General features: G+C 62.1%; 14 protein-coding genes and 1 pseudogene. 12 read left to right on the top strand and 3 right to left on the bottom strand.

What is annotated here, in order from left to right:
- Nucleotides 1-49 precede the first annotated feature (49 nt).
- The 9 genes from EKO19_RS26780 (at nucleotide 50) to EKO19_RS26740 (ending at nucleotide 10192) form a co-directional block, all read left to right on the top strand.
- Nucleotides 50-1183, top strand: coding sequence for a DJ-1/PfpI family protein (locus tag EKO19_RS26780; protein WP_129780432.1), 1134 nt, complete (start codon nucleotides 50-52; stop codon nucleotides 1181-1183).
- Between the two features lie 298 nt (nucleotides 1184-1481).
- Nucleotides 1482-2876, top strand: coding sequence for a DUF1254 domain-containing protein (locus EKO19_RS26775; RefSeq protein ID WP_129780430.1), 1395 nt, complete (start codon nucleotides 1482-1484; stop codon nucleotides 2874-2876).
- Between the two features lie 188 nt (nucleotides 2877-3064).
- A complete protein-coding gene (locus EKO19_RS26770; protein WP_129780428.1) occupies nucleotides 3065-4756 on the top strand; it encodes a phospholipid carrier-dependent glycosyltransferase in 1692 nt (563 codons plus the stop codon).
- The gene (locus EKO19_RS26765; protein ID WP_129780426.1) at nucleotides 4753-5136 is read left to right on the top strand and encodes a DMT family transporter; all 384 of its coding nucleotides are present in this window, start codon (nucleotides 4753-4755) and stop codon (nucleotides 5134-5136) included. Before EKO19_RS26770 ends, EKO19_RS26765 begins: the two co-directional genes overlap by 4 nt.
- Nucleotides 5133-6254, top strand: a complete 1122-nt coding sequence (locus tag EKO19_RS26760) for a DegT/DnrJ/EryC1/StrS family aminotransferase (protein WP_129780424.1) — start codon at nucleotides 5133-5135, stop codon at nucleotides 6252-6254. The genes EKO19_RS26765 and EKO19_RS26760 overlap by 4 nt, the downstream gene beginning before the upstream one ends.
- On the top strand, nucleotides 6251-7231 hold the full coding sequence (locus tag EKO19_RS26755; protein WP_129780422.1) for a glycosyltransferase: 981 nt from the start codon (nucleotides 6251-6253) through the stop codon (nucleotides 7229-7231). The genes EKO19_RS26760 and EKO19_RS26755 overlap by 4 nt, the downstream gene beginning before the upstream one ends.
- On the top strand, nucleotides 7228-8178 hold the full coding sequence (locus EKO19_RS26750) for a formyltransferase (protein ID WP_129780420.1): 951 nt from the start codon (nucleotides 7228-7230) through the stop codon (nucleotides 8176-8178). Before EKO19_RS26755 ends, EKO19_RS26750 begins: the two co-directional genes overlap by 4 nt.
- Entirely contained in the window at nucleotides 8175-9278 is a 1104-nt protein-coding gene (locus EKO19_RS26745) for a bifunctional UDP-4-keto-pentose/UDP-xylose synthase (protein ID WP_129780418.1), read from the top strand. Before EKO19_RS26750 ends, EKO19_RS26745 begins: the two co-directional genes overlap by 4 nt.
- Nucleotides 9275-10192: a polysaccharide deacetylase family protein gene (locus EKO19_RS26740; RefSeq protein WP_129780416.1), complete on the top strand. Its 918-nt coding sequence runs from the start codon at nucleotides 9275-9277 to the stop codon at nucleotides 10190-10192. Before EKO19_RS26745 ends, EKO19_RS26740 begins: the two co-directional genes overlap by 4 nt.
- Nucleotides 10193-10292: 100 nt before the next feature.
- On the opposite strand, the gene EKO19_RS26735 is transcribed toward EKO19_RS26740, so the two are convergent.
- Nucleotides 10293-11063: a hypothetical protein gene (locus tag EKO19_RS26735; protein ID WP_129780414.1), complete on the bottom strand. Its 771-nt coding sequence runs from the start codon at nucleotides 11061-11063 to the stop codon at nucleotides 10293-10295.
- A gap of 302 nt (nucleotides 11064-11365) precedes the next feature.
- Between EKO19_RS26735 and EKO19_RS26730 the strand changes: the two genes are divergently transcribed.
- Together EKO19_RS26730 and EKO19_RS26725 are read left to right on the top strand one after the other, a co-directional pair.
- Nucleotides 11366-11641 carry an RNA recognition motif domain-containing protein gene (locus EKO19_RS26730; protein WP_129780413.1) on the top strand — a complete coding sequence of 92 codons (276 nt, stop codon included), beginning with the start codon at nucleotides 11366-11368 and terminating at the stop codon, nucleotides 11639-11641.
- A 68-nt stretch (nucleotides 11642-11709) separates the two neighbouring features.
- Nucleotides 11710-11937, top strand: a complete 228-nt coding sequence (locus EKO19_RS26725; RefSeq protein ID WP_129780411.1) for a hypothetical protein — start codon at nucleotides 11710-11712, stop codon at nucleotides 11935-11937.
- Between the two features lie 36 nt (nucleotides 11938-11973).
- On the opposite strand, the gene EKO19_RS26720 is transcribed toward EKO19_RS26725, so the two are convergent.
- On the bottom strand, nucleotides 11974-12165 hold the full coding sequence (locus EKO19_RS26720; protein ID WP_129780409.1) for a hypothetical protein: 192 nt from the start codon (nucleotides 12163-12165) through the stop codon (nucleotides 11974-11976).
- A 143-nt stretch (nucleotides 12166-12308) separates the two neighbouring features.
- Between EKO19_RS26720 and EKO19_RS26715 the strand changes: the two are divergent.
- Nucleotides 12309-12821: pseudogene (locus tag EKO19_RS26715) on the top strand (hypothetical protein); the annotation flags it as partial.
- Nucleotides 12822-13088: 267 nt separating this feature from the next.
- On the opposite strand, the gene EKO19_RS39575 reads toward EKO19_RS26715, so the two are convergent.
- A complete protein-coding gene (locus EKO19_RS39575; RefSeq protein WP_281281115.1) occupies nucleotides 13089-13211 on the bottom strand; it encodes a hypothetical protein in 123 nt (40 codons plus the stop codon).
- Between the last annotated feature and the right edge of the window lie 484 nt (nucleotides 13212-13695).

The following is a 13695-nucleotide window of genomic DNA, read 5'->3' as shown; positions in this document are numbered from 1 at the left end:
AATCCTTCGCTGGCAGACTGCGCGCGAGCCTGGACACGGGAGTCGCTGCGTGAACATCGCCGGCGGTACAACTACGCTGGGGATCATCGTTCTGTTCGCACTGGCAGGGTGCGGCACCGATGTGCCTCCGCCGCCCGCCGCTGACGCAGCCACCGCCGAACGCCAAACGCAGGCTTTCATCGAAGCCCTCAAACCACGCCGCGAAGGCAGACCCGTCATCGCCATCCTGGCTCGAAATGAAGGCACCGAAATCACCGACTTCTTGCTGACGCACGCGGCACTCCAGCGTGCGGACATTGCCGACGTGCAAGCGGTAGCGCCCCGCACAGGTCCCGTCTCTTTATATCCAGCACTGCGGATCGAAGTCACTCAGGATCTGGCCAGTTTCGATCGAGCGCATCCGGCAGGCGCCGACTATGTAATCGTGCCAGCCATGAGCGAGCCTGCGATGGACGCCGCCAATGGCGACGCGATCCTGAGCTGGTTGAAACAACAATCGGAGCGTGGCGCTCGCATCATCGGCGTCTGCGCCGGCGCGCTCGTCGTGGCCAATGCCGGTCTGATGGATCAACGACAATTCACGACGCACTGGTACTACCTCGATGAACTGCGCGAGAACCATCCGTCGGCGGTCTATGTTCCTCACCAGCGATATGTGATCGACGACAACATCGCGACGACCACGGGCATCACGGCCTCGGTGCCGGCCATGCTCGCGTTGATCGAAGCGATCGGCGGACGAGACAAAGCGCAGTCGGTTGCAACGGAGATCGGCGTGAGCTCGTGGACGCCAGTGCACGACAGCTCCCTGTTCGGTCTGAACTTCTCACGCGGCCTGAGTTACATCTTCAACAAGCTCGCGTTCTGGCGGGACGATCGGATGCGCGTCGAGGTTACCGACGGCATGGACGACATCGCGCTCGCATTCACTGCCGACGCATGGTCCCGCACTGGCCATGTCACCGTGCAAACAGCCGCACCTGGGCCTGTGAGACTTCGCAGCGGCATCACGCTGCTGCCGGACCCGGCGATCGAAGATGCTCCCAGCGTGACGCTGGCGGCGGATCTCAAACCCATGGAGCAGCTCGATCGCACGCTGTGCGAGATCGGCGGGCGCTTCGGCGACGCCCGCCGCGAATGGGTGATGATGGAATTGGAATACCCCGGTCAACCGGCGTGCTAATCCATCCGCGGGCTTCGATTCGTTGGCGAACATTTCGATCCGTGCGTGCGGAAACTTCCACTCCGGCTCGGGCAGATGATTGCGGTTGAGGTGCAGCGGGAACTGCGCACCGTTGGAGCCATTGGCCCCCTTCGAACCCTTTGACTTCGCCATGTTTCTCTCCAGCTGGGCACGACGAGTAGAGGCTGCGGTCGGCGCTGGCAGCATCGTCGTGACGGGCACGCCCTCTGCCTGCCTCGCGTATGGGCGCTGCCAGCGCTGAACTCCACACTGACTGTCGCCACCGCAGGAGTTCCCCATGGCACATGTCGGCAGCGCGCCCCGCTACATTTTCGAGCGTGGCTTTCCCACGTTCGACACGACCAAACAAGCCTATGACGATGCCGACCTGGAACGCGCCATCCAGGCCTACAAATTCTTCTACCCCACGGTGTCGGGCGCGGCCATCGTTCGCGGCAACGAGCAGATCGGCGTGGTGCCCAACAAGGTGTTCGGCATTCTCGACTGCGCGCCGGATCAATTGGTGTTCACGGCGAACTCGGACACGCCGTACGGTCCCTTGATGCTCGATCTGAGCATCGGACCGCTGGTGGTCGAACTGGCGCCGGGGCCGTTGATCGTCTGCTCCATGGATATCAACCAACGCTGGGTCGCCGATATGGGCCTGCCCGGCCCCGACGCCGGCCGCGGCGGCAAACATTTGCTGATCGGGCCGGACTACAAAGGCGCGGTGCCCGACAGCGACTTCCACGTGCACCGGGCCAGCAGCAACCGTCAGATCGTCGGTGCGCGCTCGCTGCCGATCGAGGGCGACGTGAAGGGCGCCAAAGAACGGTTGAAGACCATCAAGGTATATCCGCTGCATTCCAAAACGCCGTGGCAGGAGCCACAGTGGCTGGACGTAACCGGCCAGAAACAGGACACGACGCCGCTCGACTGGGAAGACAACATCGAGTTCTGGGAGGTGTTGCACCAGACGCTCGACCTCGAACCGATGTTCGAGGGCTATCACAATGAATACGGCGAGCTCGCCGCGTTGGGCATCGAGAAGGGCAAGCCGTTCAGGCCCGATGCACGCACCAAGTCGATTCTCGAAGAAGCCGCGCGCACTGCGAACGCGCAGATGCGCGTGCAGGCTTTTGGCGATCGCCGAGCGGATCGTCTGCCGTGGCCGGATCGCAAGTGGCAGTGGGTGAGCCTGCGTTACGAGGATGGCGACTTCAATACTCACGAGCGACTCGATCTGGAAGCGCGCGAGAAATGGTTCTATCAAGCAATCGGCGCTTCACCGGCGATGTTTCGACGGGACGCGCAGGCCGGCTCGTTGTATTGGCTCGCGCTCAGCGACAAGGCCGGCGGCTATCTCGACGGTGGCAGCTCCTACAAGCTCACCGTGCCGCTGCCCGTGCCCGGCAAGTTGTTCTGGTCCGTAACGGTGTATGACACAGACTCGCGCTCGCAGATCCAGACGGATCAAAAGCGGGCAGCGCTGCGCTCACTGTTCGAGCTCAAGGACGCGTCCGGGAACCGTGCCGACCTTTACTTCGGCCCCAACGCCCCCAAGGGCCAGGAAAAACGCTGGATCAAGACCCTTCCGGGCAAGGGCTGGTTCGCCTACTTCCGCATCTATGGCCCGCAACAGGCAGCGTTCGATGGCTCCTGGAAGCCCGGCGACTTTGAACGAGCGGGCTGATGGGCAGGGTTGCACCGCAAGAATCGTGGTCCTACGTTCACACTCACGTCATGTCGCGACAACGCAGCTGCAAGATATCGGCGTCTTCGCCTCAGGATCTTCCGCAATCTCTAGCTGTAACGATTGATATTGCCTTGCGCGTCGTCCAACGATTGGACACGGCCCAGTGCAGTTAACGCGAGACCCACTTGAGCACCCTGCCCCGACCCGCTGCGGCGCTGCCCGCGGCCGCCCGCGTGCGGCTGCAAACATTACTCGTGGTCGCGAGCATCGCTGCTCTCACCATCGTATGGTTTGCACTCGCGCTGGGCCGGCCGCTGGCCAATCCGGATGAAGGACGTTATGCCGAGATCCCGCGCGAGATGGTGTTACGGGGCGACTGGGTGACCCCTCATCTCAACGGCGTCGCCTACCTGGAAAAGCCGCCGCTGCAATACTGGGCTACCGCAGCCGTCTATAAATTTTTTGGCGAAGGCGAATGGACTGCGCGGGTGTGCACGATGCTCGCCGCCTGGCTCAATGTTTTGCTGATGTTTCTACTTGGACGCCGGCTCTGGGGCATTCGCGCCGGTGTGCTGGCCGCGGCATTTCTCGGATCGACCGTGCTGCATTTCTTGATGGGCCAGATCCTGACGCTGGACATGGCCTTCACCTTCCTGCTCACGGCGATGCTGTGCGCCTTCTGTATGACTCAAGTTACGCGTGGAGTCGCGCCCAGGGAAAGTGGTCATTGGATGAGAGCCGCCTGGCTACTGCTGGCATTGGCAGTACTGACCAAGGGAATAGCCGCCCTCGTCATCGCGGGCGCCGTGCTGACTCTCTATGTGCTGTGGCAACGCGACTGGGCGGTGTTGCGCACGTTGCGCCCCGTATCGGGCGTTGTGATATTTGCAGTCGTCGCCGGCCCGTGGTTCTACCTGGTGGCGCGCGCGAATCCGGAATTCCTGCACTTTTTCTTCATCGAACAACATTTCCAACGCTATCTCACCGATGCGGCGCAACGCATAGAACCGTGGTGGTACTTCATCGCCATTCTTGCCGCCGGCACCCTGCCCTGGTTGCCGCAGATGGCTGGCGCACTCTGCAACGGCTGGCGTACCAGTCACCGGCCCGGTCAGTTCGACGCGCGTCGACTGTTGTGGGTGTGGTGCGTATTTGTCCTGGTTTTTTTCTCGCTCTCGAACTCGAAACTTGCGCCCTACGTACTGCCGATCCTGCCGCCTCTGGCGCTACTGACGGCAAGCCGTGAGGAGTGCATCGACAGTCGCTCGCTGCGAATCAGCATCGGCGCGCTGGTCCTGTTCGCTATCGCACTGATCGTCTACTGCGCAGGCGCAAATCTGTTCACCAAGGATCCGGTTACGCTCGAAGCCATCGAACAAGCGCGATTCGCAGTCGCGGCGTTCGCAATGATTGCGTTCGCTACCGCCGTGCTCGGCTGGCGCGAGGTCCGCGCAGGTCATGCGACTCGCGCGATTCCCGGTATCGCGGCCGCCTGGTTCATCGGCTTCGCGTTGTTGTTTGCGACCGCAGCACAACACGAGTCGCTGCGCTCCGGAAAGTCCTTGGCGGCACAAATTCCCGCCGACCTCGCCGCGCACGCACCGATCTTCAGCGTGCAAACGTACGACCAGACCCTCCCCTTCTACTTACGACGCACCATGTTCATGGTCGATTCGCGCGGCGAGCTCGACTTTGGACTGCGACAGACGCCGGGGGCCGCGATTCCCGAGATGGCGCGCTTCGAACAGACGTGGCGAGAACTGAACGAAGGCATCGCCATCATGTCTCATAAATCCTATGCACAGCTCCAGGCTCGCGGTCTGCCGATGCGGGTGCTGGGCAGTGACAAACGCAGGGTCGCGGTGAGTCGCCGATGAATCCGATCACCTGGGCGCTGGTCATCAGCGGCGTGTTGCTCAACGCGACCGCTCAATTGTTGCTGAAGCTCGCGACCAGCGCGACCGGCGCGATCGAGCCCAGCTGGGCCGGACTCGCGAGCGCCGGGCCGCGTCTGTTGTCCCATTACGGCGCGTGGGGCGGCATCGCCTGCTATGTGGTGAGCGTCGTCATCTGGATTCTCGCGCTCTCGCGCGCGCCGGTCAGCGTGGTCTATCCATTGCTGTCGATTGGATACATCGTCAATGCGTTCGCCGCCGCCGCGCTGTTCCAGGAATCCCTCGCGCCCGGCAAGTTGCTCGGCATCGCGGTCATCGTCCTGGGCGTGTTCATTCTCAGTCAGAGCCAGACTCCTACATGACTTATCTGCCTTTCTCACGGCCGAGCATCGACGAACAGACCATCGAAGCGGTCAGCCAGGTGCTGCGCTCCGGATGGATCACGACCGGCCCTTATGTGACGAAATTCGAGAGCGCGCTGTCGTCCTATGTCGGTGGACGCAAGGTCCGCACGCTCACTTCGTGCACGGCCGCGCTCGAGATTGCGCTCATGGTCGCCGGTGTGGGCAAGGGCGACGAAGTGATCGTGCCGGCAATGAGCTTCGCGGCGAGCGCCAATGTCATTCTGCGACGGGGCGCCGTTCCGGTGTTCGTCGACGTCGATCTGGTCAGTCGCAATCTGGATGTTTCCTCGCTGGAGGCCGCCATCTCCGAGCGCACTCGCGCCGTGATGCCGGTGCACTTCGCCGGTTTACCGGTCGATATGGATCGACTCCTGCAGCTCGCACGCAAATTCGATCTGCGGGTGATCGAGGACGCGGCGCATGCGATTGGCACTGCGTACCGGGCTCGCCGCATTGGTGCGTTCGGCGACATCACCTGTTTCAGCTTTCATCCCAACAAGAACATGACCAGCATCGAGGGCGGCGCGATCGTCTGCGATCCGGCCGACGAAGTGCGCTTGATCGAAGTCGAGCGCTTCCACGGCATCGAACGCGACGCGGACGGTAACATCGATGTGGTCAGCGCCGGCGGCAAGTTCAATCTTTCCGATGTGTCGGCGCGCATCGGCCTTGCGCAACTCGAACGCCTGGATGCTTTCAACAAGCGTCGGCGCGAGCTGGCAATGATGTATTTCCAGCAACTCTGCGCCGATCCGCCCGGCATCCTGCCCGACGCCGGCGATGAAGGGCACTGCTGGAACATGTTCACGCTGCTGTTGCCGTTCGACCGGCTCGGCATGACACGCACGCAGTTTCAGCAGGCGATGGGCAAACGAGGCATTGCCATCGGCGTGCACTATCCCTGCATTCCCGGCCTGACCGCCTACCGAAAGCTCGACTATCGGGAAGATCGATACCCGAACGCCTCGCGCATCGGACGCGAAACGGTCACTCTGCCGCTGTTCCCCGCCATGACCGACGATGACGTCCGGCGGGTGTGCGCGGCGCTTCGAGACGTCCTGGCAAATCGGGTATGAGCGCACGCCCGCACATTGCGCCCAGCCCGACGCCACGACTGAGCGTCGTGATTCCGGTTTTCAACGAGGAGTCGTGCCTGCCCGCACTGTTCGCACGACTCTACCCGGCGCTCGATGCGCTCCATCGTCCGTACGAATGCATCTTCGTCGACGATGGCAGCACCGACCGCTCGGTGGCGCTGCTTCGGCAGATGTTTCAGCACCGTCCGCACGAGACGCGCGTCGTCATCCTGCGCGGCAACTTCGGACAGCATCAGGCCATCCGCGCGGGCTTCGAACGCGCTCGCGGTGAGTTCGTCGTCACGCTCGACGCGGACTTGCAGAATCCTCCGGAGGAGATCGGGCAACTGGTCGCGCGCTTCGACGAAGGCCACGACTACGTTGGAACGATTCGCGAGCAGCGTCGGGATGTATGGTGGCGTCGCAAAGCCTCGTCGGCGATGAACGCAGTTCGCGAGCGCATCTCCGGCATTCGGATGACGGATCAGGGTTGCATGCTCCGTGGTTACTCGCGCGACATCGTCGACACCATCAATCGATCACGCGAAATCACTACGTTTCTGCCGGCGCTCGGCAGCCTGTATGCGCTGCGCCCGATCGAGATCCCGGTGCGACACGAGCAGCGCGAGAGCGGCACCTCCAAATACTCGATGTATCGCCTGATCCGGCTCAATTTCGATCTGATGACCGGCTTTTCACTGGTGCCGCTGCAGCTGTTCTCAATGGGCGGCATCGTCATCTCGCTGCTGTCCGTGCTGTTCGTCGTTTACCTGGGCGTGCGCCGCCTGCTGCTCGGTCCGGAAGTGGGCGGCGTGTTCACGCTGTTCGCCATCGTGTTTCTGCTGATCGGGATCGTGTTGTTCGGCATCGGACTGCTGGGTGAGTACATCGGCCGCATCTATCTGCAGGTGCGCGATCGCCCGCGCTACCTGGTCGACGCGGTGATCGAAGAACAACGACAAGGTGAATCCTCGTGACCCGTGCAGTCGTATTCGGTTACAGCGAGGTCGGCGTGCGATGCCTGCGCGTGCTGCTGCGCCATGGCGTTCAGGTCGATCTGGTTGTGACCCATCAGGACGATCCCGCCGAACACCAATGGTTCGGCAGTGTTGCGCGTCTGGCCGCGGAATATCACATTCCCGTGACGTGTCCCGCCGATCCGAACACCGACGCCATCGTGGATCGCGTCGCCAGCCTGCGTCCCGACTTTCTGTTCTCGTTCTACTATCGCCATATGTTGTGCGAGCGGCTGCTCGCCTCGGCGACACGCGGTGCGCTCAACATGCACGGCTCACTGCTCCCGAAGTATCGCGGTCGCGCGCCCGTCAACTGGGCCATCGTCAACGGCGAAACCGAGACCGGAGCGAGCCTGCACTACATGCAGGTGCGTCCCGATGCTGGTCCATTGGTTGGACAGCAAGCCGTGCCCATCCTCATCGAGGACACCGCCCTCGATGTCTCGATGCGAGTGGCGGCTGCGGCGGAACGATTGCTGGATCGCTGTCTGCCGGACCTGATCGCCGGGCGCGCGCCTGGCGTTCCTCTGGATCTCGAACGCGGCTCGTACTTCGGACGGCGCCGCCCGGAAGACGGCAGGATCCAATGGCATCGCCCGGCGCTGGCAATTCACAATCTCATTCGCGCCGTCGCGCCACCGTTTCCCGGTGCGTTCGGCGAGTACGGCGGACAGGTCCTGCGAGTGCTCGGCAGTCGTTATCTCGAACAGCCGGCACGGCATCCATCACAAGCGCCCTGCCTGTACATCGACGGCGACGATCTGCAACTCGACTGCTGTGACGGCAAGCAACTCACGCTGACGCGCGCCGAGCTCGGTAATACACCGCTCACGGCCAGCGCCTTTGTGGCCCGTTACGGCACCACTCCTCTCTCCCTTCTAACAAGCAACACGCGGCGGGCCTCATGAAACGCATACTCATCCTGGGCGTCAATGGCTTCATCGGTCATCACCTGACTCGCCAGTTGCTCGAGCAGACCGACTGGCATGTGTACGGCATGGATCTGCAAGCCGATCGCGTCGAGCGGTTCCGCAACAACGAGCGATTCCATTTCGTGGAAGGCGACATCACCATCAACCGCGAATGGGTGGAGTACAACGTACGCAAGTGCGACGTGGTATTGCCACTGGTCGCGATCGCCACGCCTGCATCCTATGTGCGCGAGCCCTTGCGCGTATTCGAGCTGGATTTCGAAGCCAACCTGCCCATCATCCGGCACTGCGTGAAGTACGGCACACGGGTCATCTTTCCATCCACGTCCGAAGTGTATGGCATGAGCCCGGACGCGAGCTTCGATCCCTATGCATCGAATCTGGTGCTCGGGCCGATCAACAAGTCGCGCTGGATCTACTCCTGCGCCAAACAGCTGCTCGACCGGATCATCTGGAGCTACGGGCTCGAGGGACAGCTCGATTTCACACTCATCCGACCGTTCAACTGGATCGGCTCGGGCCTCGACAGCATCCATACACCGAAGGAAGGCAGCTCACGCGTGCTCACGCAATTCCTGGGGCACATCGTGCGAGGCGAGAACATCCAACTCGTGGATGGCGGCGCACAGATGCGCTCCTTCACGTACGTCGACGATGCGATGGCCTGCCTGCTGCGGATCATCGAGAACCCGAACGGCGTCGCCACCGGCAAGATCTATAACATCGGCAATCCGGCCAACAACTATTCCATCCGGCAGCTCGCCGAGATGATGCTCGAAATTGCACGCTCGCGCCCGGCGTATCGCGAAGCGGCGCGACGGGTGCGGATCACGGACGTGTCGTCCGACCGGTACTACGGCGAAGGCTATCAAGACATCCAGTCCCGCGTGCCGAGCATCGAAAACACGTGCCGCGACTTGCAGTGGCAGCCGAAGGTCGACATGCGGACCGCGCTGGAAGCGATCTTCGACGCTTACGCCGAAGATCTCCCGCAGGCGCGCGATCTGACCGATACCGACACCTTTCCGGTGATCCCGGAATCTGCGGCCCCGCGCGCGCAGGCCATCGGTCGATGACCGAACGAATCGCGCTGAAAGTCGATGTCGATACATTGCGCGGCACGCTCGAAGGCGTGCCGCCACTCGTCGAGCTATTGAAACACTATCGCGTCAACGCGACCTTCCTGTTCAGCCTCGGCCCGGACAATACCGGCCGCGCCCTTCGTCGCATCTTTCGTCCGGGCTTCCTCGGCAAGGTCCTGCGAACCTCGGTCGCCGCCAATTACGGACTGAAGACTTTGTGTTATGGGGTTCTGCTGCCGGCGCCAAACATCAGCGAGCGCGCCGCCGATGTGATGCGTGCCGTGCGTGACGCGGGGTTCGAAGTCGGCGTTCATTGCAACGATCACGTGCTGTGGCAGGACCATGTCGCTGCTCAGAGTCATGCCTGGACGCGTGAGCAAATGCAGCTCGCCGTCGCTGCGTTTCAGCGTGTGTTTGGCGAGCGACCGAAAGTTCACGGCGCCGCCGGCTGGCAGATGAATGAGCACGTGCCTCAGCTCGAAGCCGAGCTCGGCTTCGAGTACGCCAGCGACACTCGCGGCCGCTCGCCTTTCCGACCGATGTTCGCGGGTGCAGCGGCCCTCTGCCCGCAGCTGCCGACCACACTGCCGACCTTCGATGAAATCATCGGCCTGGCGGGCTGCACCGAACGGAACGTGGCGGATGTTCTGTTCGAACACAGTCGGACCCATCCCGGCCCACATGTGTTCACGCTGCACGCCGAGCTCGAGGGCATGCGGCTGCGGCCCGCATTCGAACGCTTGCTGCAACTGTGGATCGAGCACGGCTTGCAACCGTGTTCGATGCGCGAGCTGTATCTGAATCTGCCTCCGGAACTGCCGAGCCATCCGGTCGAGTTCGGCGAGCTGGCGGGCCGCTCCGGACTGCTGGCGTGTCAGTTCGCAACTCCACGCGAACACCGAGGTTGAACGCGCGCCCGCTCAACAAGCGCCGACTATCGAGCCGCGGCTTCCTGGAAAATCGTGCTCCAGTCCCGTGCCGGAGCTTGGCCCGCCGTCCAATGCCTCATCAAATGCCCGGCGCGATGACGCACTTGCCTTCCTGCTTGCGAAAGCCCGCGTCGCATGACCAGTCATCTCCCGAGTAGCCGATGAAGGCATTGGCTGGCACACGCAGGGCGATGCAGCTCGCGTCATGCTTGCGAAAGCCGCGCTCACAACGCCATTCACCGCCTCGCTCATCGAGGTACGCATTCGCCGGAACGGCGATCGCAGCACATTTATCATCGGTACGCTGATACCCGCGATCACATTTCCAATCATCGCCGCTGCCCGTCAGATACGCATTGGCGGGAACGTCGATCGCCACGCACTGCGTCGCCGTTCGTTTGAAGCCGCGCTCGCATTGCCATCCCAGACCATGGATGGAATCGATCAGATAGGCATGCGCGGGCACTTCGATCTTCACGCAGTTCTCATCTACGGCTCGATAGCCGCGATTGCAGCGCCAGCCGTTCTCGTAGCTGGAATCAACCGCAAATCCATGCTCCGGCACACGCACCGGCGTACATTGCTCCGCCACGCGCAAGAAACCGCGATCGCAACGCCATGTCGAGCCTCGCGAATCCAGATATGCATTGGTCGGGACGATGACCTCCAGACACTGGCCTTCACGCTCCTGGTACCCACGCAGGCATTCCCAGCCGTTCCCATAGCTTCTTGGGCGCGAGTGGTCCGGGGCGAGCGGCTGTGAATTTTGCGTTTGACCGATGGCTGCCGCCGCCACCAACCAGAGCGCCACGCCTCCGGCAACGAGTCGAGTGATTGATCGAGCTTGCAATCCATACTCCAGCAAAGAAAACGATGATCAGTGTGCGCGCCGTTCCTGCAACTAGATAGCTAAATATACAAATACGAGCTCCTGGATCGATCGCCAAAGAAAGCCGAGCAGGATCGTCTCTCACCGTGTATAGTGACTTCGGCTCGTAACCTTTCTCTTTATCTCGTTTGGCCACCGCCGCCCGGCGCCTTTCGGCCAGCAATCTAAACCGAATCGTCTCGAAGCTCAGCGACCGCGCCCGCGCGCTGTCATCTACTTGCGTTCTTTCGATCCGAGCGAACGCCTCCTTAGTGAGTTACGCCATGAGCAAGATTTATGTGGGCAATCTGCCCTTCTCCACCACCGAAGACAGCCTCCGCGCGCTATTTGCGCCGCATGGCTCGGTCGACTCGGTTGCACTGATCAATGATCGCGACACCGGTCAGCCCCGGGGATTCGGCTTTGTCGAAATGGCACGCGCCGACGCAGCTCGGGCCATCCAGAGCTTGAACGGCCAGGACATGGGCGGGCGCGCGCTCAAAGTCAACGAGGCGCAGGACAAACCTCGCGGCGGTGGCGGCAGTCAGCGGCGCTGGTGATGAGCATGCGCCCGGGGCTTCGTGCCCCGGGCGATCCTGGCGACGCAGTTTCCATCGAGGTTCCGATCATGAACACAATAGAAACGCTCTCGGTCGAGGATTCCTTTCGCATCGACGAGATAGTCCGCGCACCGGCACCGGACGGCAGCGGCGCCATGTGGCACCGGTATGTGATTTCGCAGGGAACCAATACCATTGCAGGCCTGCGAGCCGGCGGACACTTCGACGTGCTCTCGCAAGTACAGGCCATGGTGGAGCGTTTGAATCTGCGCCGCATGGGCAAAAGAACCAAGTAGTTCGAATCGACCTGACTCGCCGCGACGTCGCACGTTCTAATCGGCGCCAGGGACGGGGATGCGGTTGCGCCCGGCAACCGCCCATTCAAACCCGAATGGCACAGAAAACACTTTTGTTACTTTCATTTCCAGATCCGTAACAAACATCATCGCCATCTCCAGCGAGCGATGAAACATCCGGAACTTCATCCCGCGCTGACCGTTGTTCCGGCACTCGGGACGCTTCATGCGGTCATTCGATCTCAGCCATCCGCGAGCACCCTGCCACCTCACCACCCTCTCATCCTCGACTGCGTTACTTGTCGGGCCGCCGACCCTGGCGCGCTGAGCTCGAGCTGTTACCTGAACTTTTTGTTATCGAGGAATCACCCATGAAGAACGCAGTCTACGGCATTGCCAACTCCGCCGGGCAAGCCGAATCCATTGTCTCCCGGCTCCAGTCCGTGGGGATTTCCAGTTCCGCTGTCTCGGTGCTTTTCCCGGACCAGGCGGGCACTCGAGATTTTGCTCATGAAAAGAACACCAAAGCTCCCGAGGGCGCCACGACCGGCGGGCTCGCGGGCATGGGTGTGGGTGGTGCGCTCGGTCTGCTGGCGGGCATCGGCGCGCTGGCCATCCCCGGCGTCGGACCTTTGATTGCAGCCGGGCCCATCATGGCTGCGCTCAGTGGCGCAGCAGTGGGCGGGGCGACCGGCGGCCTCATTGGCGCGTTGGTCGGCCTGGGAATCCCGGAACTGGAGGCGAAGCAGTACGAAGGTAAAGTTCGCGCCGGTAACATCCTGATCTCGGTACACACGGAGAATGGCGACGAGCGCTCGCGTGCGAAACAGGTACTGGAGGAAGCCAGTGCCACGGATGTGAGCTCGACCGGTGAAGCCAGTGTTCCCAAGGACGCGCGCGGCGCCGAGAATGTCATCAGGCCGAATTTTGCCGGCAAGGTGACGCGGGGCTCCAGCGACTCGAGCGCCAGAAGCGCTGAGCAAGTCGAGCAGCTGCAACTCTCGACAAAGGATGATGGCGCCGCTCTCCCCACCAGCGCAACGGAGCGCCGGCGGTAACGGGGTCAGCAAAATCGGAGCGCCGCACGGCGCTCCGATTTTCCGGGTCGAGAGCGACTCGCGGCAAGCAGCGACGAACGAACTTCGATGGCGCTACAGAAAGCTGCGAGCCGCGGCCCGTTCGGCCTTCTTGACCTTCTTCGCCGCACGCTTCTCGTCGAGCGTCTTGGTCGGTTTCTTCTTCAAATCCTTCTTTCGATCCTGGCCCTTGCTCACAGGTCACCTCTTTTCGATGGTCGGTACGGTGTCGGTGCACGGCCTAACATACAGCATTGCCGGGCTCGTGCATCTAAGTTCGCTACCGCACCGACCCGCTGGACGCGTCGCTGCAAAATCCCCGATCGATCTGCTCCTGGAGAAACTTCTTGACTGTCATCTACCATCGTCGTTGGCGCAAGCGTGAACCAACCATAACGGTCACGCTCACCGGAGTATGCGCCGATAGCCGCTAATTACAGTTATAGCCGCGGCGACGCGCGCGACCGACCCGCCACCACGCCAACCCGTAGCAGGTCTCCCTGGAGTAGAACGCTGAAAGCGTCCACCTGGCGACAGCCCGCACCGCCCTGGAACAGCTCCGCAATCATTCGGGAGGAACTGTTCAGCATTACGCGCCTGGAACAGCACGCCGAAAGTCTGGCGCAGAGTCAGCCCGTCGCATCGCGACCGCAACGCCGACGCTCGCTCAATGCGCGCCTGA

This window comes from Peristeroidobacter soli (assembly GCF_004138485.1).
Classification (GTDB): Bacteria; Pseudomonadota; Gammaproteobacteria; order Steroidobacterales; family Steroidobacteraceae; genus Steroidobacter; species Steroidobacter soli.
This window is presented reverse-complemented; position numbering and strand designations above follow the sequence as displayed.

Coding starts and splice junctions, on each gene's coding strand:
- EKO19_RS26775 (WP_129780430.1), top strand. CDS start 1,482: ATGGCACATGTCGGCAGCGCGCCCCGCTACATTTTCGAGCGTGGCTTT.
- EKO19_RS26765 (WP_129780426.1), top strand. CDS start 4,753: ATGAATCCGATCACCTGGGCGCTGGTCATCAGCGGCGTGTTGCTCAAC.
- EKO19_RS26760 (WP_129780424.1), top strand. CDS start 5,133: ATGACTTATCTGCCTTTCTCACGGCCGAGCATCGACGAACAGACCATC.
- EKO19_RS26755 (WP_129780422.1), top strand. CDS start 6,251: ATGAGCGCACGCCCGCACATTGCGCCCAGCCCGACGCCACGACTGAGC.
- EKO19_RS26745 (WP_129780418.1), top strand. CDS start 8,175: ATGAAACGCATACTCATCCTGGGCGTCAATGGCTTCATCGGTCATCAC.
- EKO19_RS26740 (WP_129780416.1), top strand. CDS start 9,275: ATGACCGAACGAATCGCGCTGAAAGTCGATGTCGATACATTGCGCGGC.
- EKO19_RS26730 (WP_129780413.1), top strand. CDS start 11,366: ATGAGCAAGATTTATGTGGGCAATCTGCCCTTCTCCACCACCGAAGAC.
- EKO19_RS26725 (WP_129780411.1), top strand. CDS start 11,710: ATGAACACAATAGAAACGCTCTCGGTCGAGGATTCCTTTCGCATCGAC.
- EKO19_RS26720 (WP_129780409.1), bottom strand. CDS start 12,165: ATGAAGCGTCCCGAGTGCCGGAACAACGGTCAGCGCGGGATGAAGTTC.